Genomic DNA, 21,630 nt, shown 5'->3' with positions numbered 1-21,630 from the left:
CACCCCCCGGGGGTCGTGATCGGAACGTGACCCGTTCGGTTACCGTGAGCGCGGTCCATGTCCCCCGAACGTGGAGGATCGGATGCTGGTGCTGGCCCCCGATCCCCGTCTCGGTATCGCTCCGGAGCGGGTGGCACGCGCGCGCGCCCTGCTCGAGGAGGCCGAGCGCGGCGGCCCGGTCCCCGGTGTCGCCGTGGCGTTGCCGGGCGGACCCGACGGCCCCCTCGACGCGGTCGTCCTGCGTCCCGACGGCGTCCTCGGCCTGGCCCCGCTGCCCGCGGCCGAGCGCGAGGCCGCCCGCGTGTCGGTCGCGGCCGGCGGCGGGCGGGCCCCGGTGCTCGCCGCCTCGACCGCGCAGGACGCGACCGCACACGACCCGACGGCCCAGGACCCGACGGCCCAGGACCCGACAACACAGCGTCCGACGGCGCAGGGCGCGAGCGACGAGCTCGACCGCCTGCTCGGCCTGCCCGACCCGCCGAGCGCCGCACCCCGCCGGGTGCTGCCCAGCCTGCCCGCCGCCGGCGCGGAGGCCGGCGGCGAGGACGACACCCGCGCCGCCCTGACCGCGCCGGTGGGCTCCTTCCGCGTGATCGACGTCGCCGACCTGCGCCGCGTGCTCGTCGCGTTCCGGCTCGGCGACCACCTCCCCGACGAGGCGCGTCTCGCCGAGGTGGGCTTCCTCACCCCGGAGACGCCGGCGCTGCAGGCGGGTGCGTCCCCCGAGACGACGCCGGTCCCGGTGCAGGACGCCGGTGCGGCGGTGCCCGCCGGCACGGCGGAACGCCCGTCGCTCCCGCCGACCGGGCGGCTGCCCGCGTCGGCACCCGAATCGTCCGGGCCGCCGGTCGCCCCGTTCCGGTCCGGGGGCGGCGACTCCCGGGGCGCCGCGGGCGGCATCGGTGGCCTCGCCCGGGCCGGCCGTGCCGCCCGGAAGGCGCGCGGGCGCGCCGGTCGCCTGCCCGACTGGGTGTGGGGCTGGCGCGGACTGACGGTCGCCGCCGTCGCGGCCTTCCTCGTCGCCCTCGGGCTGGCCTTCCTCGTCGGCCGCGCGGCCGACGTCGGCGACCCGCCGGCCGACCCGTCCGCGACGCGCGTCGTCGACGGCGTGACCTACACCCGCCAGGTCGCCACCACCGACACCTCCTGCGAGGGCCACGCCTACAACCAGGCGGCCTCGTTCCTGCGCGAGCGCGGCTGCCTGCACCTCGACCGCTCGCTGTGGTCGGGCAACGCCGAAGGGCAGGAGGTGGTCGTGGCCGTGGCGACCGTGCAGCTGGCCGACACGTCGACGGCGTCGGCCTTCCGCTCGCTCGTCGACAGCAACGGCACCGGCAACGTCTCGGACCTCCTGCGCGAGGGGCGGGGCTACCCCGGCGCCCCGCAGGCGCTGAGCGGCCAGGGCTACGCCTCGGCGCAGCTGGGCGACCGTGTCGTCGTCGCCGAGGCCGACGGCATCGACCCGGACTTCACCGACGGCGACGCCCTCGACCGCATCTCCCGCGCGGGGCTGGCGCTGCGCTGAGGGCCCGCCGCCCGTCGCTCAGGAGGCGGCGCCGTCGCCGGGGAACGCCGGTACCGGTGGTGTCTCCCCGGCGAGCCCGCGCCAGGTGATCGAGGTCGTCGCGGCCGCCGTGACGGCGTCGAGCGCGAGGCGCCGCCACTCCGCGCCCGTGTCGGGCTCGGTGCGCTCCGCGACGGCCCGCCAGGCCGCGGCGACGTCGTCCTCGGCGACCACCGCGAGGGCCGCGGCCGACGCGGCGTCGGTGACGGGGGACGGGGGGCGGTACGCCGCCGCCGCGGTGGGCGGCGTCTCCCCGGAGCGCGCGAGCAGGGCGACGACCGCGTCGCGCCGCTCCCGGTGGGCGAGCGAGGCCGCGGCGACGCCGGCGGCGGTGGACGGCGGCAGGAACGCCGAGACGAGCCCGTAGACCCAGATCGCGGCGTGCTCGGTGCCCAGCGCCGCGAACGCGGCGTCGCGCAGCTCGTCGGACAGCGACGGGGGTGGGGCGGGTGTCGTCACGCGAGCACCGTCGCCTGCCCGGCGCAGCTCGCCGCGATCGAGGTCACCAGGCCGCACCGGTAGGACGCCGTCGTCAGCGCCAGCGCGCCCGCCGCGTCGCGGGCGGTGCCCAGCGAGCCGCGCAGGGCGGAGACCGCCGCGGCCGCGCTCGCCGGCGGGGGTGCGGGCGGGAGCGTCGGTGCCGTCGCGGCGTCGACCGCGGTCGCCCGGTCCGGGCGTGCGCGGCGGACCTCGGCCGCGAGCGCGTCGGCGTGCGCCCGGCGGGCGTCGGCGACCGGGGTGAGCGAGGCGGCCAGCTGCGGGAACGCGGCGGCCGCCGCCGTGGCCGCCGCGGCGTCGGACCGCGCCGCGGCGAGCGGGGCCTCGAGCTCGTCGGGACCGTCGTCGCGCGCGCACCCGGCGGCGACGAGTCCCGTGACGGCGACGATCGCCCCGACACCCCGAAGGACCGTGCGGCGCGGCACGACCCCGCGGGCGTCCTCGTCCGGCGTCACCGCGACATCCCCGACCACGGCGGGCCAGTCTGCCAGCCGCCCGCCCGCCCGGGCGGGCCGCGCCACGCGGCGGGAGCGCGGCGGGGCGAGCGCTAGGCTGGACCACTGCGCGCCGGCGTCCCGGCGCCCGCCAGCACCGCCCAGCCCCGCCCGTCCCGCGTCCCGGTGATCGTCACCCGGGCGCGCCGCACCGGCCGGGGCGGGCCCGCCCGTGAGGAGCCCCGTTGTCCCGTGGGACGTCCGGCGACGGCCAGGCCGCCGACCGCCTGCGCCCGACCGTCGTGGAGATCGTGGAGGCCGCCGGCTTCGTGCTCGACGACCTCGAGGTGCGCCCGGCCGGGCGCCGCCAGGTCGTGCGCGTCGTGGTGGACACCGCCGAGGTCCCCGGTCCGCACGACCCGCCGGCCCCCGGGCCGGATCTCGACGCCGTCGCGGGCGTGAGCCGCGAGCTGTCGCAGGCGTTCGACGCGATGGACGAGGGTGGCGGGCCGGGCGGCACCGACACGCCGGCGGGCGAGTACACGCTCGAGGTCACCACGCCCGGCACCGACCGACCGCTCACCCGCCCGCACCACTGGCGGCGGGCGTGGCTGCGCCGGGCCGCCGTCACGCGCACCGACGGCAGCACGCTCAGCGCGCGCGTCGGTCCGGTCGGCGCCCCGCAGGAGCCCGCCGACGGCAGGGACGGCGGCGTGACGGTGACCCTGGCGGAGGGCACCCCGCGCGGCCCGGTGCTGCACCACGTCCCGCTGGCCGAGGTGGCCCGGGCGGTGGTCGAGGTCGAGTTCAAGCCCGCGCCGCCCTCGGAGGTCGAGGCCCTCGTGGCCGCGGCGACGGGGGAGCAGGACGGACAGCAGGACGGACAGGAGGAACGGTCGTGAAGGTCGACATCGCCGCGCTGCGCGCCATCGAGCGGGACAAGGAGATCCCGTTCGAGACCGTGCTCTCCGCGATCGAGACCGCGCTGCTCACCGCGTACAAGCAGAACGGCGGCGACAACCCCCGCGCCCGCGTCGAGGTCGACCGCAAGAGCGGCGACGTGGCCGTGCTGGTCCCCGAGACGGGCGAGGACGGCGAGGCCGTCGGGGAGTACGACGACACGCCGGAGGGCTTCGGACGCATCGCCGCGGCGACGGCCCGTCAGATCGTGGTGCAGCGGCTGCGCGACGCCGAGCACGAGCGGACCTACGGCGAGTTCTCCGCGAAGGAGGGCGAGGTCGTCGCCGGGGTCGTGCAGCGGGACGCGCGGGCCAACGCCCGCGGCGTGGTCGTCGTCGAGATCGGCTCGATCGAGGGCGTCCTCCCGGCCGCCGAGCAGGTGCCGGGCGAGCGCTACGAGCACGGCGCCCGCATCCGCTGCTACGTCGTCGGGGTCAACCGCGGTCCCCGGGGCGTGCAGGTGACGCTCTCGCGCACCCACCCGAACCTGGTGCGGCGCCTGTTCGCCTTCGAGGTCCCCGAGATCGCGGCGGGCCACGTCGAGATCGTCTCGGTGGCCCGGGAGGCCGGCCACCGCACCAAGATCGCGGTGCGGTCCAAGGTCGCCGGACTCGGGGCCAAGGGCGCGTGCATCGGGCCGATGGGCGCCCGCGTCCGCGGCGTGATGAGCGAGCTCAACGGCGAGAAGATCGACATCATCGACTGGGCCGACGACCCGGCCGAGTACGTCGGCAACGCGCTCTCGCCCTCGAAGGTCGTGTCGGTGACGGTGGTCGACGCGAAGGCCCGCACCGCCCGCGTCGTCGTGCCGGACTTCCAGCTCTCGCTGGCCATCGGCAAGGAGGGCCAGAACGCCCGCCTCGCCGCACGTCTCACCGGGTGGCGGATCGACATTCGCTCGGATGCCGAACCGCCCCCGGCGGTGGAGGAGGAACCCCCCGGCGTCGAGGTCCCCGGTGGCGGGGTCGAGGACCGCTCGAGCGGCGCGGTAGAGTGACCGGTGGCCCGAACCCGCGAGCCCGGTCGTGGGGTGGCGCCGGAACGTGATCGTCACGCAGACGCCCACGGCCCGGTGCGCACCTGTATCGGCTGCCGTTCGCGGGCCTCGGCGTCGGAACTGCTGCGAGTGGTGGCTGCGGACGGGATCGTCGATCCCGACCCGCGGCATCGGAAGCCCGGTCGCGGTGCGTGGGTGCACCCCGACCCGGACTGCCTGCACCGCGCGGAGCGCCGATCGGCGTTCCCCCGGGCGCTACGCGTCCCGGGGCCGCTCGACACCGGAGCCCTGCGCACACTGCTCGCTCCGGACCCCGCCGTTCCACCCACCGGGCACGACAGGCGCGACGACCGTCGCGTGCGTACGAGGAAGCAGGTCGACCCCCATGAGCCAGCCGTGAAGCCCTCACGATGACGGCGCAGGCGTAGACACGAGGTCGCGGGCCCCCGCTGACCTCGAGGATGAGGAGATCAGTGCCAGGTAAGGCCCGGGTGCACGAGCTCGCCAAGGAGCTCGGCGTCACCAGCAAGCAGGTACTCACGCAGCTGGAGTCCCTCGGCGAGTTCGTCAAGTCGGCGTCCTCGACGGTGGAGGCTCCCGTCGCGCGCAAGTTGCGCGACTCCATGGCCGGCGGCAACGGCGGCGGCTCCGGCCGCGGCCCGCGTCCGGGCGCCACGCCCGGCCCGCGCCCCGGCGGTGGACCCCGTCCCGGTCCGTCCGGCTCGTCCGGCGCCCCGCGCCCCGGCGCGACCCCCGGTCCGCGCCCCGGCCCCTCGCAGGGCGGCGGCAACGGTTCGGCGGGCTCGTCCGGCTCGTCCGGTGGCGCCCCGCGTCCCGGGCCGCGCCCCGGCCAGGACCGTCAGGACCGCCAGGACCGTCCGGCGCCCGCGGCGGCGTCCGCCTCGTCAGCCCCGGCGGCCCCGGCCGACGAGCGTCCGGCCCCGTCCGGCGAGCGCCCCGCCCCGCAGGGCCAGCGCCCCGGTGGGTCCGGCTCGTCCGGGGGCGCCCCGCGTCCCGGTGGTGACCGTCCCCGTCCGGGCGGCATCCCCCGTCCCGGCGGCGAGCGTCAGGGCCAGGGCGCCGACCAGCGCCAGGGCGGCGGCCAGGGCGGCCAGGGTGGCGGCCAGGGCGGCGCCCCTCGCCCCGGGCCCCAGCAGCGTCCGGCGGCCGCGGCCGACGGTCAGGGTGGCGGTCAGGGCGGCGACACGTCGACCGTGCCGCCGCGCCCGGCCGCGCCGAAGCCCGGTCCGAAGTCGCCGCGCGTCGGCAACAACCCGTTCGGCGTCGGTTCCGGCGCCCCGCCCCGCCCGCAGCGCCCCCAGCCCGGTCAGGGCCAGGGGCAGGGCCAGGGCGGCCCGCGTCCGCCGCGTGACGGCGACGCGCCCGCGCCCCGCCCGCCGCGTGACGGCGAGCGTCCGGCCGCCGCGTCCGGCGACCGTCCGCCGCGTCCCGGCGGCACCGGCGGCGCGACGCCGGGCAACATGCCCCCGCGTCCGAACCCCGGCATGATGCCGTCCCGCCCGTCCGGTCCGCCCGGACGCGGTGGGCCCGGCGGTCCCGGCGGTGGCCGTGGCGGTCCCGGTGCGGGTCGTGGTGGCCCCGGCGGTCCCGGTGGGGGTCGCGGTGGCCCCGGTGGGGGTCGTGGTGGTCCCGGTGGCGGCGGCGCGCCCGCGGGCGGTGGCTTCCGCCCGGGTGGCGGCGGCGGTCGTCCCGGCGGCCCCGGTGGCCGTGGTCGTGGCGGCGGCGCCGCGGGTGCCTTCGGGCGCCCCGGTGGGCCCGCGCGTCGTGGCCGCAAGTCGAAGCGGCAGAAGCGCCAGGAGTTCGACAACATGCAGGCGCCGTCGGTCGGCGGCGTCCGCCTGCCGAAGGGCAAGGGCGAGACCGTCCGTCTGCCCCGCGGTGCGTCGCTGACCGACTTCGCGGAGAAGATCGACGCGAACCCGGCCTCGCTGGTGCAGGTGCTGTTCCACCTCGGTGAGATGGTCACGGCCACCCAGTCGGTGTCCGACGACGTCCTCGAGCTGCTCGGCGGCGAGATGAACTACGACGTCCAGGTCGTCTCCCCGGAGGAGGAGGACCGCGAGCTGCTCGAGTCGTTCTCGATCAGCTACGGCTCCGACGAGGGCGACGACGAGGACCTCGAGGCCCGCCCGCCGGTCGTCACGATCATGGGTCACGTCGACCACGGCAAGACGCGCCTGCTGGACACCATCCGCAAGACGAAGGTGGCCGAGGGCGAGGCCGGCGGCATCACCCAGCACATCGGCGCCTACCAGGTCGAGACCGAGCTGGAAGGCGTCGAGCGCGCCATCACCTTCATCGACACCCCGGGTCACGAGGCGTTCACCGCCATGCGTGCCCGTGGCGCGAAGTCCACGGACATCGCGGTGATCGTGGTCGCGGCCGACGACGGCGTCATGCCCCAGACGATCGAGGCGATCAACCACGCGCAGGCGGCCGACGTGCCGATCGTGGTGGCGGTCAACAAGATCGACAAGGAGGGCGCCAACCCGGCCAAGATCCGGCAGCAGCTCACCGAGTACAACCTCGTGGCCGAGGAGTTCGGCGGCGACACGATGTTCGTCGACATCTCCGCGCGTCAGAACATCAACATCGAGGGGCTGCTCGAGGCCGTCCTGCTCACCGCGGACGCCTCCCTCGACCTCCGGGCCAACCCGGAGATGGAGGCCCAGGGTGTCGCGATCGAGGCCCACCTCGACCGCGGCCGCGGCCCGGTGGCCACGGTGCTGGTCCAGCGCGGCACGCTGCGCGTCGGCGACTCGGTCGTCGCGGGCGACGCGTCGGGCCGTGTCCGGCGGATGCTCGACGAGTTCGGCGAGGACGTGAAGGAGGCGCTGCCCTCCCGTCCGGTGCAGGTCATCGGGTTCACCTCGGTGCCCGGCGCGGGTGACACGTTCCTCGTCGTCGACGAGGACCGCGTGGCCCGGCAGATCGCCGACCGGCGGCGTGCGCGCGAGCGCAACGCCCAGCTGGCGAGCCGCCGCAAGCGCGTGTCGCTCGAGGACCTCGACGCCGCGCTGAAGGAGACCAACGAGCTCAACCTGATCATCAAGGGTGACAACTCGGGAACCGTCGAGGCTCTCGAGGACGCGCTGATGAAGATCGACGTGGGCGAGGAGGTCCAGCTGCGGGTGCTGCACCGCGGCGTCGGTGCGATCACCGAGGGCGACATCAACCTCGCGATCGCCTCCGACGTCATCGTCCTGGGCTTCAACGTCCGGGCCGAGGGCAAGGCCACGGAGCTGGCCACCCGCGAGGGCATCGACATCCGCTACTACTCGGTCATCTACCAGGCGATCGACGAGATCGAGCAGGCCCTCAAGGGCATGCTCAAGCCGATCTACGAGGAGGTGGAGCTCGGCACCGCGGAGGTGCGCGAGGTCTTCCGCTCCTCGCGTGTCGGCACCATCGCCGGATGCCTGGTCACCGACGGGATCATCCGGCGCAACGCCAAGGCGCGCCTGGTCCGCGACGGTGCGGTCGTCGCCGAGAGCCTCACGGTGAACTCGCTGAAGAGGTTCAAGGACGACGCGACCGAGGTCCGCGACGGCTACGAGTGCGGTCTGACGCTCGGGTCGTTCAACGACATCAAGGTCGACGACAAGATCATGACCTACGAGATGCGGGAGAAGCCGCGCGAGTGAGGTCGTTCGTCGGAGCTCGGGGGCGCTGACGGATGTACGTCGGCGCCCTCGAGCTCGACCTGCTGCTCGGTGCCGTCGGGTCCATCAAGGAGAAGCGCTCCGTGGTGCGGCCCGTCGTCGCCGAGCTCAAGCGGAAGTACGCGGTGTCGGTCGCGGAGGCCGGTCATCTCGACCTGCACCGCCGCGCCCTCATCGGGGTCGCGGCGGTCGCGGCCGACCCCGAGCACGTCACCGACGTGCTCGACCACTGCGAGCGCCTGGTGGCCGCCCACCCCGAGTTCCAGGTGCTCTCCGCGCGGACCCGCTGGCTGGGCCCGCACGACGACGGATCCCTCTCCTACTGAAGGAGCCCCCGCCATGGCCGACGCGCCACGGGCCCGCAGGCTCGCCAAGCGGATCTCCCAGATCGTCGCCTCGACGCTGGAGCACGAGGTCAAGGACCCGCGCCTGGCGATGGTGACGATCACCGACACCCGCGTGACCGCCGACCTCCGCGAGGCCACGGTCTTCTACACCGTCTACGGCGACGACGCCGAGCGCGCCGGCTCGGCCGCCGCCCTCGCCAGCGCCCGCGGCGTGCTGCGCACCGCCGTCGGGCGCCAGACCGGGGTGCGGTTCACGCCGAGCCTCGAGTTCGTCCCGGACGCCGTGCCGGAAGGCGCCGCGCGCCTCGACGAGCTGCTCGAGGGCGTCCGCCGCGCCGACGCGGAGGTCGCGACGCTCGCCGTCGGCGCCTCCTACGCCGGCGAGGCCGACCCGTACCGCAAGCCGCGCGAGGACGACGAGGATCCGGAGGACCTCGACGACGTGCCCGTCGGGGACGAGGAGGAGGAGCCTTCCCCCGACACCGATCACAGCGCGCGGTCGACGGGCTGACCCCGACTCCGTACGGTGACGGCGTCGGGCGCGCAGCTCCGGCGCGACACGAGGGGAGCGCACCCGCGATGGTGGCGGCCGAGAGCCGGGACGTGGCGAGCCGGCCGATCGACCTCGGTGCGGCGGTGGGCCTGCTCACCGGGGCACGTCAGGTGGTGCTGCTCGCCCACGTCAACCCGGACGCCGACGCGCTGGGCAGTGCCCTGGCGCTCGGGCTCGCGCTGCACCGGCGCGGCGCGCAGGTCCAGGTGTCGTTCGGCGCGCCCGAGCACCCCGCCGAGTCGCTGCGTGACCTCGACGTCGCGGGGCTCGTCGTCCCCCACCACCGCGTGGTGCACCGGCCCGAGCTCCTCGTCGTGCTCGACACCGGCAGCGTCGACCGTCTGGGCACCCTCGCCGACCGCGCCGAGACGGCGGGCACGACGCTGGTGATCGACCACCACATCTCGAACTCCGGGTTCGGGACCTTCTACTACGTCGACCCGGCGGCCGAGGCGACCGCCGTGATGGTGCTGCACCTGCTCGACGCCATGGGCGCCCCCGTCGACCTCCCGACGGCCCGTTGCCTCTACGCGGGGCTCGTCACCGACACCCGCAACTTCCGCGCGGCGTCCCCCGACACCCACGCGATGGCGGCGCGGCTGCTCGTCGCGGGCGTCGACGCGGAGGCCGTCACGCGCCCGCTGCTCGACACCCACCCGTTCTCGTGGCTCTCGATGCTCTCGGCGGTGCTCGCCACCGCCCGCCTCGAGGTCGACGAGGCCCGCGGCCTCGGGCTCGTGCACGCCGTGATCGCCCGCGACCACATCGACGTGGGGCGCCAGGAGGAGATCGAGAGCGTCATCGACGTCCTGCGCACCACGGCGGAGGCGGAGGTGGCGGTGGTGCTCAAGCAGGTCGGCGACCGGCGCTGGACGGCGAACATGCGCTCGAAAGGGCGCCTCGACGTCGCCGCGGCGGCCTCGGCCCTCGGCGGCGGGGGACACCGCCACGCCTCGGGCTTCACGGTCGACGGCGACGCCCCGGCGATCCTCGACCGCGTCCGCCACGCCCTCGCCGACGCGCCCCTGCTGGGGTGAGCGTGTGTCAGCGGCGTGGCGCTGCAGACATTGAGTGTCCGTAATGCCACGCACTCGATTCCGGCGCACGCGCGCCGGCGCCCGTCCCGACGACGACGACCCCGGCGCGCGGCGGGTCCTCGCGCTCGCGTCGTCGGCGCTCGTCGTCCTCGTCGCCGAGCCGCTCTACCTGCTGGTCGACACCGCGGTCGTGGGGCACCTGGGCGCGGTGCCGCTGGCCGGGCTGGCGGTCGGCGGGGTGGTGCTCGCCCAGATCGCCGGCCTCGGGACGTTCCTCGCCTACGGCACCACGGCGCGCGCCGCCCGCCACCACGGCGCCGGCGACCGGGCCGCCGCCGTCCGCGAGGGCGTCGCCGCGACGTGGATCGCCCTCGGTGCCGGGGCGGTCGTCATCGCGACCCTGTGGCTCCTCGCGCCCTGGCTCGCCGACCTGCTCGGCGGCGGGGGAGAGGTCGCCGACGCCGCCACCGGCTGGCTGCGCATCGCCGTCTGGGGCGCGCCGGGCATCCTCGTCGCCCTCGCCGGCCACGGCTGGATGCGCGGCGTGCAGGACACGCGCCGACCGATCGTCGTGGTGCTCGCCGGCAACGGGCTCTCGGCGATCGTGTGCCCGCTGCTCGTCTACGGCGTCGGGCCCTTCCCCGAGCTGGGCCTCGAGGGCTCGGCCTGGGCGAACGTGGGCGCCCAGGCCGTCGTCGGCCTCCTGTTCGTCGGCGCGCTCGTCCGCGAACGGGTCTCGCTGCGCCCGGTCCCCGCGGACATGCGCGCCCAGTTCGGCCTCGGGCGTGACCTCCTGCTGCGCAGCGCCGCGTTCCAGGCGTGCTTCCTCTCGGCGACCGCGGTCGCCGCGCGCTTCGGGGCGGAGTCGGTGGCCGCCCACCAGATCGTCCTGCAGCTCTGGACGTTCATGGTCACCGTGCTGGACGCGTTGGCGATCGCCGCGCAGTCGCTGGTGGGGGCGGCGCTGGGCGCGGCGTCGGTCGGCACGGCGCGGCGGGTGAGCGGGCGGGTCACCCGCTACGGCCTCGTGCTGGGTGCCGTCGCCGGTGTCGTGTTCGCGGTGACCGCCGGCGTCCTGCCCGCGGTCTTCACCCCCGACGCGGCCGTGCGCGACGTCGTCCCCCAGGCGTGGTGGTTCTTCGTCGCGCTCCAGCCGGTCGCGGCCTACGTGTTCGCGCTCGACGGGGTCCTGCTCGGCGCCGGCGACGCGGCGTACCTGCGGCGGATCACCGTCGGCTCGGCGGTGGCCGTGTTCCTGCCGACCATCTGGCTCTCGCTGGTCTTCGGCTGGGGCCTCGTCGGCATCTGGGCGGGGCTCACGCTCTTCATCGTCGCCCGCGCCGTCGCGGTGGGCCTGCGCGTGCGCGGGGACGCCTGGGCGGTCACGGGCACCTGAGGAAGGTCGGAGGAAACCCGGAGGACAGCCCCGGCGGCACTGCGAAGGTCGTCCCCGTGACCAGCACGGACCCGTGGGTGGCGATCCTGGTGTTCCGCTCGACCAGCGACGCCCCGGACTACGAGACGCACTACCGCGAGGACCTCGCCGACGTGCGCGCGGGCGACGAGGCCGGCGCCCGGCAGGCCGCGCTCGCCCACGCCCGGGCGCAGGAGGGAGCTGTCGTGAACCAGTTCGGCGAGACGATCGAGCTCTCGCTCGTGCGCGTCGTCGACGTCGCCCCCGCCCTGGGCCCCCTGGAGTCGGGCGGCGACCTCTACGCCCGGCACTTCCGCGATCTCGACGCCTACCGCCGCTTCGAGCCCTTGATGGCGAGCACGCCCTGATCACCCGGAGCCGCCGCCGACGCCGTGCGAGCGGCACGTTCCGCATGATCATCGGGCCGGTCGGCCTGCGCAACGCGCCTCTCGTGCGCCGGGTCCTCGGTGAGGCCTGACTGTCGGGGGTCCCTGCTTCCCTGACGTCATGGAGTGGGACGCGCAGGCGGCGGGGTGGCTCGAGGACGCGCTGGCGCGGCTGCGCGCGAGCGGGCTCGCCGGTCTGGTCGAGCGCACCGTCGCGCGCGTGTGGGAGGCGAACGTCGACCGGTTCGATCCCGTGGTCGCGGGCGACACCGCGACGTCGCTGGGCATCACGGCGTCGGAGAACATCCGCACGCTGCTCCTGCGCGAGGACCGGCACGCCTGGGCCGAGCGGGGCGTGCTGCTCACCTCGCGGCAGCAGGCCCTGGTCCTGGTGGTCGACGGGCTCGAGGTGCTGATCATGAAGGCCGGCGCGCTCGACTGGGAGGGGACGCGCTGGGATCTCGCCAGCGACGTGCGCCGGTCCGCCGCCGAGGACAACGCGAAGCACTACGAACCCGACGTCGAGCACCAGAGCGGCCAGACGTGGTGGCCCCGCCTGGTGTCTGCCGCCGACGACCGCCCCGAGGAGCTCCGCCATCTCGTGCTCGTCTGGACCGGCGACCCCGTCACCGCCGTCACCAGCGGCTGGCTGGGTGTGCCCTACGCGGGTCCGGCGGGCAGCACGCCGTGGCTCGCGGTCACCCCGGTCTGGCGGCACGGCGCCGACGACGTGCCACGGCCCCCTGAGCCGTTGATCGCCGTCCCCCGGGCGCGTCCCCCGTCCGACCCGGTCCTGCGGAGCCGGGCGTGACGCCGTCAGCCCGCGACGACCGGGCGGCGCAGGTCGGCGGCGGGGAACGGGGGCAGCTCGTCGACCCGCAGCGACGCGCGCCCGGCCGCCCGCCAGGCCCGGGCGACGAGGTCGGCGTCCTGCTCGGTGACGAGGTTGCCCATCACGCGCAGGGCCACGGTCATCAGCGCGCGCGAGCGCATGCCCACCGGCCCGGCGAGGGGCAGCAGGCGCGGCATGGTCAGCAGCGTGGCCAGGCGCCGGGCGATCGAGAACGCCGAGCCGTAGTGGCGGCGCAGGGTCGCGGGCCAGGCGAGGGACAGGTCGTCGTCGGTGTCCAGCAGGCCCGCGACGGTCCGCCCGCTCTCCAGGCCGTAGTCGATGCCCTCGCCGTTGAGCGGGTTGACGAGCCCGGCGGCGTCGCCGACGAGCGCCCAGTTGCGCCCCGCGACGCCCGAGACGGCGCCGCCCATCGGCAGCAGCGCCGAGGCGACGTCGCGCACCTCGCCCTCGAGCTGCCAGTCGTCGCGGCGCTGGTCGGCGTAGTGCGCGATCAGCGACCGCAGCCGCACGTTCGCGGGCCGCGACTCGGTGGCCAGGGTGCCGACGCCGATGTTGACGTGCCCGTCGTGCAGGGGGAACACCCAGCCGTAGCCGGAGAGCACCTCGTTCTCGGTGCCCCGCAGCTCCAGGTGCGACGAGATCCACTCGTCGTCGTGGCGGCCCGAGCGCACGTAGCCGCGGGCCGCGACGCCGTACGCGGTCTCGCGGTGCCACTCCCGCCCGAGCACCCGGCCCAGCGTCGAGCGCGCCCCGTCGGCGACGACGAGGCGGCGGCACCCGATGGTCGTGGACTCCCCGTCGGCCGTGGTGAACACGACCCCGGTGACCTCGTCCCCGGAGCGCTCGACGTCCACCGCGCGAGCGCCCTCCACCGGTCGGGCCCCCTTCTCCAGGGCGACCGTGCGGATGCGGGCGTCCAGCTCGGTCCGCGCGACCGCTCCGCCGTGGGCAGGCAGGGACCCGCCGGGCCAGGGGAGCTCCAGCAGCTGGCCGAACCCGGCGGCCCGCAGGCCCCGGTTCGTCCCGCGGCCGCGGACCCACGCGCCGAGGCCGAGGTGCTCGAGCTCCGCGATCGCGCGGGGCGTCAGGCCGTCGCCGCAGGCCTTGTCGCGGGGGAAGACGGCGGCGTCGGCGAGGACGACGTCGTGGCCGGCGTCGGCGGCCCACGCCGCGGCGGCCGACCCGGCGGGGCCGGCGCCCACGACGAGGACGTCGGTGCGCGTCGGGATGGTCACCTCTCCAGCATGCCTGCCGGGACGGTGCGGGGCGGGGTGGGAGAGGCGGGCATCATGGTCCGCCGTGTCGGGACGTGGTGAGCGGCGCGAACCCCCGCCGCCGGGGCTGCTGGTGGTCGACAAGCCCGCGGGGTGGACCTCGCACGACGTGGTGGGGCGCGCGCGGCGCCTGATGGGCACGCGCAAGGTCGGGCACGCCGGCACGCTCGACCCGATGGCCACCGGCGTGCTGGTGCTGGGCATCGAGCGGGCGACGAAGCTGCTCGGCCACCTCGCCCTCGACACCAAGAGCTACCTCGCGACCATCCGACTCGGCCTCGCGACCGGCACGGACGACGCCGAGGGGGAGCCCCTCGGTGAGCCGGTCGACACCGCCCACCTCGCCGACGAGGCGATCACCGACGGCGTCGCCGCGCTCACCGGCGACATCGCCCAGGTCCCGAGCAGCGTCTCGGCGATCAAGGTCGACGGCCGCCGCGCCTACGAGCGCGCCCGGGCCGGGGAGGACGTGCGGCTGGAGGCGCGCCCGGTCACCGTCGGGCGCTTCGACGTCCTCGCGACGCGCACCGAGGGCCCCTTCCGGGACCTCGACGTCCTCGTCGACTGCTCGTCGGGCACCTACGTGCGCGCCCTGGCCCGCGACCTCGGCGCCGGGCTGGGCGTCGGCGGGCACCTCACCGCGCTGCGCCGCACCCGGGTCGGGCCGTTCACGCTCGCCCACGCCCGCACGCTCGAGGTCCTCGCCGACGAGGCGGGGAAGGCCGGCCGGGCGTCGCTCTCGCTCGACCTCGACACGGCCGTGGCCACCGCCTTCCCCCGCCGCGACGCCGACGCCGACGAGGCGGCCGGCCTCGCCCACGGCCGCCCCCTGGCCGCCGCGGGGGCCACCGGCACCGTCGGGGTCTTCGGCCCCGACGGCCACGTCGTCGGGCTCGTCGCCGACGACCGGGGCGCCGCGCGCCCGGTCCTCGTCCTGGCGCCCGCCTGACCCCCGGACCTGATCACCCCCTCCGACACGGCGTGCCCGCGGGCACCGGCCGTAGGCTCCGCGCCGTGCAACGCTGGCGGGGACTCGACGGTGTGCCGCCGGGCTGGGGTCGGTGCGTCGTCACGATCGGTGTGTTCGACGGCGTGCACCGCGGTCACCAGCAGCTCATCGCCCGGGCGGTCGCCCACGGACGCGAGCTCGGCCTGCCCACGGTGCTGATCACCTTCGACCCGCACCCGGCCTCGGTGCTGCGCCCGGGCACACACCCGGCCCGGTTGACGACGCTGACCCGCCGCGCCGAGCTCGTCGCCGAGCTGGGCGTCGACGCCTTCTGGGTGTTGCCGTTCACCACCGACCTCGCCCGGGTCGCGCCCGACGAGTTCGTCCACGAGCTGCTCGTGGACCGCCTGCACGCGGCGATGGTCGTCGTCGGGCGCAACTTCACGTTCGGCTACAAGGCGGCGGGCGACGTCGCCGAGCTCGAACGCCTCGGGCAGCGCTTCGGCTTCGCCGCCGAGGGCGTGGACCTCGTCACCGAGCCCCTGGGCGCCGCCGCCAGCAGCTCCACGGTCACGTTCTCCTCGACCTACATCCGCGCGAGCATCGCGGCCGGCGACGTCCGCGCGGCCGCCGAGGCCCTGGGGCGCCCGCACCGGCTCGAGGGCGTCGTCGTCCGCGGCGACCAGCGTGGCCGCGAGCTGGGCTACCCGACGGCCAACGTCGACTGCGGCGAGCACGCGGCGATCCCCGCCGACGGGGTGTACGCGTGCTGGTTCCACCACCGCGGCGAGGTCCGGCCCGCCGCGACGTCGGTGGGCACCAACCCGACGTTCTCCGGGCGGCAGCGCACGGTCGAGGCGTACGTCCTCGATGCCGACGAGGACCTCTACGGCGCGCGGGTGGGCGTCGACTTCGTGGAGCGGCTGCGCGGGATGGACCGCTTCGACGGGATCGAGGAGCTCATCGCGGCGATGGACGACGACGTCGCGCGCACCCGCGAGGTCCTCGGTCTCTGACGGCCTCGGACTTGCCCCGAACGGCCACCACCGCGCCGCTCCGGCTGCGACGCTCGCCGCGTGGGCCGATCGGAGAGCGCGGAGACGGTGCGCCGCAACCGCGAGCTGCAGCGCCGCTTCTACGGCGAGCCGCTGGGCGACCGGCTGCGCCGGCTCCTGGGCGCGCTCGACGTCTCGCAGGCGGCGCTGGCCGGGGCGCTGGGGGTCAGCTCGCCGATGCTCTCGCAGCTCATGAGCGGCCGCCGCGTCAAGATCGGGACGCCCGCGGTGTTCGGCCGGCTGCTGATGCTGGAGCAGGCGGTGGCCCAGCGGCCGGTCGCCGAGCCCGCCGACCCTGTCGACCCCGCCTATGTGGAGGGCCTGCTCGCCGAGGTCCGGGCCGCCGAACCACGCGCCCCGAGCTCGTACGACGTGCTCCGGACGGTCGCCGGGCCCGAGGAGCTGGCCCGGGCCGCGGACACCCTGGACCGCGGCTTCCCGTCGCTCGCGGGCCTCCTGCGGCAGGCGGCGAGCGTCGAGTCGCCCCGGCCGGGCCGCTGACGGGGGCGTCGGACCCGTCGGTACACTGGGAGTTGTTTCGCCTGGCTGCGGTCCGTGGTGGCCGGGCGGCGGGTGGTCCTCCTCGCGATCGGCCCCCGCGAGTGCGTCGTCCGTATCCTTCCCCGCCGACGGGGTGAGGAAGGTCGGCGCCCAATGCTCACGGCACCGACTCACAGCAGACTGGAGCACCACCCCGTGGCACTGACCACCGAGCAGAAGAAGGCGACCCTCACCGAGTACGGGGTCCACGAGACGGACACCGGGTCGCCCGAGGCGCAGGTCGCGCTGCTCACGCAGCGCATCGTGCGGCTCACCGAGCACCTGAAGATGCACAAGCACGACCACCACTCCCGCCGCGGACTGCTGCTGCTGGTGGGCCGTCGTCGTCGCCTGCTGAAGTACGTCGCCTCCGTCGACGTCGCCCGCTACCGCTCGCTCATCGAGCGGCTGGGGCTGCGTCGCTGAGCCTCCGGACGGAGCACCCCTGAACCCCGCGCACCCACCGCGCCGACCGGCCGAGACGCCGGCCGGCGCGGTGGCGTGCGCAGAACCCTTATCCGGCCCCGCCGCCACCCGCCACGTCACCGGGCTGCCCGCGCGTCGTCCGGTCCTCGGTAGTGGCCCTGGGACGACAGAGCACTCCTCTGGGCGTCCCCGGGCTTCGATCGAAGACCGGCCGCGTGGCGTGACCGCCGTGGTCGGGGTGCGGTAGGGCCCCGCAGAGGAGAACCCCCGCATGACCGACACAGACTCGGGTGTCCACGAGACCACCGCGGTCCTGGACAACGGTGCCCACGGCACCCGCACCGTCCGCTTCGAGACGGGCCGTCTGGCCCGCCAGGCGGCCGGCGCCGTCGTCGCCTACCTGGACGACGACACGATGCTGCTCTCCGCGACGACCGCGTCGAAGCGGCCGAAGGACAACTTCGACTTCTTCCCGCTCACGGTCGACGTCGAGGAGCGCATGTACGCCGCGGGCCGGATCCCCGGCTCGTTCTTCCGGCGCGAGGGCCGCCCGTCGACGGACGCGATCCTCACCTGCCGGCTCATCGACCGCCCGCTGCGCCCGACCTTCACCGGCGGCCTGCGCAACGAGGTCCAGGTCGTCATCACGGTCCAGAGCCTGGACCCGAAGGACCCCTACGACGTCCTCGCGATCAACGCCGCCTCGGCGTCGACGCAGATCTCGGGCCTGCCGTTCGACGGCCCGATCGGGGCCACCCGCGTGGCGCTCATCAACGGGCAGTGGGTCGCGTTCCCGACCTGGGAGCAGCTCGAGAGCGCCGTCTTCGACATGGTCATCGCCGGCTCGGTGACCGCCGACGGCTCCGACGTCGCCATCGCGATGGTCGAGGCCGAAGCCACCGACCACGCGTGGAAGCTCATCGGCGAGGGCGCCCAGGCGCCCACCGAGGAGATCGTCGCGCAGGGCATGGAGGCGGCCAAACCGTTCATCCGCACCCTCTGCGAGGCGCAGAAGGAGCTCTACACCGCGACCGGTGTGACGACGAAGGACTACCCGACCTTCCCGGCGTACCAGGACGACGTGTACTCGGCGGTCGAGAGCGCGGTCGGCTCCGACCTCGACGACACCTTCTCGATCACCGGCAAGCAGGACCGCGACGAGGCCCAGGACGCCATCAAGGACCGCCTGGTCACCGAGCTGTCCGGCAAGTTCGAGGGCCGCGAGAAGGAGATCGGCGAGGCGTTCCGCTCGCTGACCAAGAAGACGGTCCGCCAGCGGATCCTCTCCGACGGCTTCCGCATCGACGGCCGCGGCACCACGGACATCCGTCCGCTGGCGGCCGAGGTCGAGGTGATCCCGCGGGCCCACGGCTCGGCCCTGTTCGAGCGCGGCGAGACCCAGATCCTGGGCGTCACCACGCTGAACATGCTGCGCATGGAGCAGTCGATCGACTCCCTCACCCCGGAGACGACGAAGCGCTACATGCACCACTACAACTTCCCGCCGTTCTCCACCGGCGAGACCGGTCGCGTGGGCTCGCCGAAGCGCCGCGAGATCGGCCACGGCGCGCTGGCCGAGCGGGCGCTCGTGCCCGTCCTGCCGACGCGCGAGGAGTTCCCCTACGCGATCCGCCAGGTCTCCGAGGCGCTGGGCTCCAACGGCTCGACCTCGATGGGCTCGGTCTGCGCCTCGACGATGTCGCTGCTCAACGCCGGTGTGCCGCTCAAGGCGCCGGTGGCCGGCATCGCCATGGGCCTCGTCTCCGGCGAGGTCGACGGCAAGGAGACCTTCGTCGCGCTCACCGACATCCTCGGCGCCGAGGACGCGTTCGGTGACATGGACTTCAAGGTCGCCGGCACGAAGGACTTCGTGACGGCCCTGCAGCTCGACACCAAGCTCGACGGCATCCCGTCCGAGGTGCTCGGCCGGGCGCTGACCCAGGCCCGCGGGGCCCGCCTCGCGATCCTCGACGTCATGGCCGAGGCCATCGACGCGCCCGACGAGATGAGCGAGTTCGCGCCGCGGATCACGACGGTGAAGGTCCCGGTCGACAAGATCGGCGAGGTCATCGGGCCGAAGGGCAAGATGATCAACTCGATCACCGAGGAGACCGGCGCCGACATCTCCATCGAGGACGACGGCACGATCTACGTCGGTGCGGCCGACGGGCCGAGCGCCCAGGCCGCGATCGACAGGATCAACGCCATCGCCAACCCGCAGCTGCCGAAGATCGGGGAGCGCTTCCTCGGCACGGTCGTCAAGACCGCGGCGTTCGGCGCGTTCGTCTCGCTGCTGCCGGGCCGCGACGGCCTCGTCCACATCTCGAAGCTGGGCGGCGGCAAGCGCATCGGCAAGGTCGAGGACGTCGTCAACGTCGGCGACAAGCTGCGCGTCGAGATCACCGACATCGACAACCGCGGCAAGATCAGCCTCATCCCGGTCAAGGAGGAGGACGCGGCCGCCGAGGCCGCCGAGACCCCCGCCACCGACGGGGCCGCCGAGACCGCCGCTCCCGCCACCTCCGGCGCGGTCACCGGCGCCATCGGGGGTTCGTCCTCCGCGTGACGGCTCCGTCCACCACGGCGACCGCCGCGACGACCCACCCCGCCCCCGGGGTCGCACGTTCCGTGCTCCCCGGGGGTCTGCGGGTGGTCACCGAGCACGTCGCCGGCGCCCGCTCGGCGTCGGTGGGGCTGTGGGTCGAGGTCGGCTCGCGCGACGAGCCGGCCCTCGGACCCGCCACGCACGGTGCCGCGCACTTCCTCGAGCACCTGCTGTTCAAGGGCACGCGGCGCCGCTCGGCCCGGGCGATCGCGGAGGAGATCGACGCCGTCGGCGGCGACCTCAACGCCTTCACGGGCAAGGAGCACACCTGCTTCTACGCCCACGTCCTCGACCGCGACATGCCGCTCGCGGTCGACGTGCTCGGCGACGTGGTGCTCGACGCCGTGATGGCCGGTGCGGACGTCGAGCTCGAGCGCGACGTCGTGCTCTCCGAGATCGCCGGACGCGACGAGGACCCCGAGGACCTGCTCGCCGACGACTTCGACGCGATGATCTTCGGGGCGCACCCGCTCGGCCTGCCGGTGATCGGCACGGAGGAGTCGGTGACGGGCATGACCCGCGACCGGCTCGCCGACTTCCACGCCCGTCACTACGTCCCGTCCCGCTCGGTGCTCGCCGTGGCCGGCAACGTCGCGCACGCCGACGTGCTGGCCGCGGTGGCCGAGGCGTACGGGTCCCGGCTGGACGGGCCGGTCGCGCCGTGGCACCGGGTGGTCGGCGCCGCCCCCGCGGTCCCGGCGGACCGCCTCTCGGTGCGCGACGAGGACACCGAGCAGGCCCACCTCATGCTCGGCGTCCCCTCGCTGGCCCGCGCCGACGAGCGGTGGCCCGCGCTGCAGGTGCTCTCCACCGTGCTCGGCGGCGGGATGAGCTCGCGGCTGTTCCAGCAGGTCCGCGAGCAGCGGGGCCTGGCGTACTCGGTGTACTCGTCGACCACGGGCTACGCCGACACCGGCACCCTCGCGGTCTACGTCGGGTGCGCCCCGGAGCGTCTCGGCGCCGCCGCGACGGTCGTCCGCGACGAGCTCGGCGACCTCGCCGCCCACGGCATCACCGACGCCGAGCTCACCCGCGCGCGGGGCCAGCTGCGCGGCGAGCTGGTGCTGGGCCTCGAGGACACCTCGTCCCGGATGACGCGCCTCGGGCGCCGCGAGCTCGACCACGGCGGGCTCGACCGGGCCACCGACCTCACGACCACGCTCGAGCGTATCGACGCCGTCGGGGCCGACGACGTGGCGGCGCTGGCGTCGTCGCTGCTCACCGGGCCCCGCACGGCCGCCGTCGTCGGCCCCTACGGTGACGTCGACGAGCTGCCGGACGAGGTGCGGGAGATGATCTCCGAGTGATCACGGTGGGGGTGCTCGGCGCGCACGGGCGCATGGGCTCCGAGGCGTGCGCCGCGGTCGAGGGCGCGGAGGATCTCGAGCTCGTCGCGTCGGTTGACATCGGCGACGATCGCGAGGCCCTGCGTGCCGCCGACGTCGTCGTCGACTTCACCCACCCCTCCGCGGTGGCGGACAACCTGCGCTGGTGCGTCGACGCGGGTCGGCACGTCGTCGTCGGCACGAGCGGCGTGGGCCACGAGCTGCTGGACGAGGTCCGGGGGCGCCTGCAGCCCGGTCAGGGCGTGCTCGTCGTGCCGAACTTCGGTATCGGCGCGGTGCTGATGATGCGTTTCGCGGCGCAGGCGGCCCGGTTCTTCGACTCGGTCGAGGTCGTCGAGCTGCACCACCCCCGCAAGGCCGACGCCCCCTCGGGCACGGCGACGCGCACGGCGCAGATGATCGCCGCGGCCCGCGCCGAGGCCGGCCTCGGGCCGGGTCCGGACGCGACCACCCACGACCCCGACGGCGCCCGCGGCGCCACGGTCGACGGCATCCCCGTGCACGCGGTGCGCATGGCGGGTCTGGTCGCGCACCAGGAGGTCCTGCTGGGCACCGAGGGCGAGACGTTCACGATCCGCCACGACTCGCTGCACCGCAGCTCGTTCATGCCGGGCGTGCTGCTGGCGTGCCGGAAGGTCGCGGAGCACCCGGGCCTGACGGTGGGTCTCGACGCCTTCCTGGACCTCGACTGAGTTGTCGCGCAAGGAGA

General features: G+C 75.4%; 21 protein-coding genes. 18 read left to right on the top strand and 3 right to left on the bottom strand.

Translation table 11 applies throughout. From position 1 onward, the window contains the following. Positions 1–82: 82 nt before the first annotated feature. Positions 83–1,525 carry a hypothetical protein gene (locus tag WCD41_RS25950; RefSeq protein WP_337717985.1) on the top strand — a complete coding sequence of 481 codons (1,443 nt, stop codon included), beginning with the start codon at positions 83–85 and terminating at the stop codon, positions 1,523–1,525. 18 nt (positions 1,526–1,543) lie between these two features. On the opposite strand, the gene WCD41_RS25945 is transcribed toward WCD41_RS25950, so the two are convergent. Continuing rightward, positions 1,544–2,023 (bottom strand): ferritin-like domain-containing protein, encoded by a 480-nt coding sequence (locus WCD41_RS25945; RefSeq protein ID WP_337717982.1) that lies wholly within the window; start codon positions 2,021–2,023, stop codon positions 1,544–1,546. After that, positions 2,020–2,535 carry a hypothetical protein gene (locus tag WCD41_RS25940; protein WP_337717980.1) on the bottom strand — a complete coding sequence of 172 codons (516 nt, stop codon included), beginning with the start codon at positions 2,533–2,535 and terminating at the stop codon, positions 2,020–2,022. Before WCD41_RS25940 ends, WCD41_RS25945 begins: the two co-directional genes overlap by 4 nt. A 206-nt stretch (positions 2,536–2,741) precedes the next feature. Between WCD41_RS25940 and rimP the strand changes: the two genes are divergently transcribed. From rimP to WCD41_RS25890, 10 genes are all read left to right on the top strand, one after another. Next, positions 2,742–3,398, top strand: coding sequence for a ribosome maturation factor RimP (gene rimP, locus WCD41_RS25935; RefSeq protein ID WP_337717978.1), 657 nt, complete (start codon positions 2,742–2,744; stop codon positions 3,396–3,398). Then, positions 3,395–4,453: a transcription termination factor NusA gene (gene nusA / locus WCD41_RS25930; RefSeq protein ID WP_337717976.1), complete on the top strand. Its 1,059-nt coding sequence runs from the start codon at positions 3,395–3,397 to the stop codon at positions 4,451–4,453. The genes rimP and nusA overlap by 4 nt, the downstream gene beginning before the upstream one ends. A gap of 3 nt (positions 4,454–4,456) precedes the next feature. Next, positions 4,457–4,867: a YlxR family protein gene (locus WCD41_RS25925; RefSeq protein ID WP_373695202.1), complete on the top strand. Its 411-nt coding sequence runs from the start codon at positions 4,457–4,459 to the stop codon at positions 4,865–4,867. A gap of 59 nt (positions 4,868–4,926) precedes the next feature. Further along, the gene (infB, locus tag WCD41_RS25920) at positions 4,927–8,118 is read left to right on the top strand and encodes a translation initiation factor IF-2 (RefSeq protein WP_337717971.1); all 3,192 of its coding nucleotides are present in this window, start codon (positions 4,927–4,929) and stop codon (positions 8,116–8,118) included. A 32-nt stretch (positions 8,119–8,150) separates the two neighbouring features. After that, positions 8,151–8,462 (top strand): DUF503 domain-containing protein, encoded by a 312-nt coding sequence (locus tag WCD41_RS25915; RefSeq protein ID WP_337717969.1) that lies wholly within the window; start codon positions 8,151–8,153, stop codon positions 8,460–8,462. A gap of 13 nt (positions 8,463–8,475) precedes the next feature. Further along, entirely contained in the window at positions 8,476–8,994 is a 519-nt protein-coding gene (gene rbfA / locus WCD41_RS25910; RefSeq protein WP_337717967.1) for a 30S ribosome-binding factor RbfA, read from the top strand. A 68-nt stretch (positions 8,995–9,062) separates the two neighbouring features. Next, on the top strand, positions 9,063–10,073 hold the full coding sequence (locus WCD41_RS25905; protein ID WP_337717965.1) for a DHH family phosphoesterase: 1,011 nt from the start codon (positions 9,063–9,065) through the stop codon (positions 10,071–10,073). Positions 10,074–10,116: 43 nt separating this feature from the next. Then, complete coding sequence (locus tag WCD41_RS25900) at positions 10,117–11,469, top strand: MATE family efflux transporter (protein WP_337717963.1); 1,353 nt, start codon at positions 10,117–10,119, stop codon at positions 11,467–11,469. A gap of 56 nt (positions 11,470–11,525) precedes the next feature. Next, positions 11,526–11,855, top strand: a complete 330-nt coding sequence (locus WCD41_RS25895; RefSeq protein ID WP_337717961.1) for a DUF4288 domain-containing protein — start codon at positions 11,526–11,528, stop codon at positions 11,853–11,855. 139 nt (positions 11,856–11,994) lie between these two features. Continuing rightward, positions 11,995–12,684, top strand: a complete 690-nt coding sequence (locus tag WCD41_RS25890; protein WP_337717959.1) for a hypothetical protein — start codon at positions 11,995–11,997, stop codon at positions 12,682–12,684. 5 nt (positions 12,685–12,689) lie between these two features. Here WCD41_RS25890 and WCD41_RS25885 read toward each other — a convergent pair whose 3' ends face one another. Further along, positions 12,690–13,961: a geranylgeranyl reductase family protein gene (locus WCD41_RS25885; protein WP_337717957.1), complete on the bottom strand. Its 1,272-nt coding sequence runs from the start codon at positions 13,959–13,961 to the stop codon at positions 12,690–12,692. A 64-nt stretch (positions 13,962–14,025) separates the two neighbouring features. Here WCD41_RS25885 and truB point away from each other — a divergent pair, with 64 nt between their 5' ends. The 7 genes from truB (at position 14,026) to dapB (ending at position 21,613) form a co-directional block, all read left to right on the top strand. Beyond that, positions 14,026–14,949 carry a tRNA pseudouridine(55) synthase TruB gene (truB, locus tag WCD41_RS25880; protein WP_337717955.1) on the top strand — a complete coding sequence of 308 codons (924 nt, stop codon included), beginning with the start codon at positions 14,026–14,028 and terminating at the stop codon, positions 14,947–14,949. A 65-nt stretch (positions 14,950–15,014) separates the two neighbouring features. After that, positions 15,015–15,965 carry a bifunctional riboflavin kinase/FAD synthetase gene (locus WCD41_RS25875; protein ID WP_337717954.1) on the top strand — a complete coding sequence of 317 codons (951 nt, stop codon included), beginning with the start codon at positions 15,015–15,017 and terminating at the stop codon, positions 15,963–15,965. A gap of 60 nt (positions 15,966–16,025) precedes the next feature. After that, on the top strand, positions 16,026–16,505 hold the full coding sequence (locus WCD41_RS25870; protein ID WP_337717952.1) for a helix-turn-helix domain-containing protein: 480 nt from the start codon (positions 16,026–16,028) through the stop codon (positions 16,503–16,505). A gap of 195 nt (positions 16,506–16,700) precedes the next feature. After that, positions 16,701–16,970: a 30S ribosomal protein S15 gene (gene rpsO, locus WCD41_RS25865; protein WP_133824989.1), complete on the top strand. Its 270-nt coding sequence runs from the start codon at positions 16,701–16,703 to the stop codon at positions 16,968–16,970. Between the two features lie 271 nt (positions 16,971–17,241). Beyond that, the gene (locus tag WCD41_RS25860) at positions 17,242–19,536 is read left to right on the top strand and encodes a polyribonucleotide nucleotidyltransferase (protein WP_337717949.1); all 2,295 of its coding nucleotides are present in this window, start codon (positions 17,242–17,244) and stop codon (positions 19,534–19,536) included. Continuing rightward, positions 19,533–20,882, top strand: coding sequence for a M16 family metallopeptidase (locus tag WCD41_RS25855; RefSeq protein WP_337717948.1), 1,350 nt, complete (start codon positions 19,533–19,535; stop codon positions 20,880–20,882). The genes WCD41_RS25860 and WCD41_RS25855 overlap by 4 nt, the downstream gene beginning before the upstream one ends. After that, positions 20,879–21,613: a 4-hydroxy-tetrahydrodipicolinate reductase gene (dapB, locus tag WCD41_RS25850; protein ID WP_337717945.1), complete on the top strand. Its 735-nt coding sequence runs from the start codon at positions 20,879–20,881 to the stop codon at positions 21,611–21,613. The genes WCD41_RS25855 and dapB overlap by 4 nt, the downstream gene beginning before the upstream one ends. Positions 21,614–21,630 lie beyond the last annotated feature (17 nt).

Source organism: Actinomycetospora aeridis (genome assembly GCF_037400275.1).
In the GTDB taxonomy this organism is placed as follows: domain Bacteria; phylum Actinomycetota; class Actinomycetes; order Mycobacteriales; family Pseudonocardiaceae; genus Actinomycetospora; species Actinomycetospora aeridis.
Note: the sequence above shows the minus strand (reverse complement) of the source record. Positions and strands in the feature narration are given on the sequence as shown.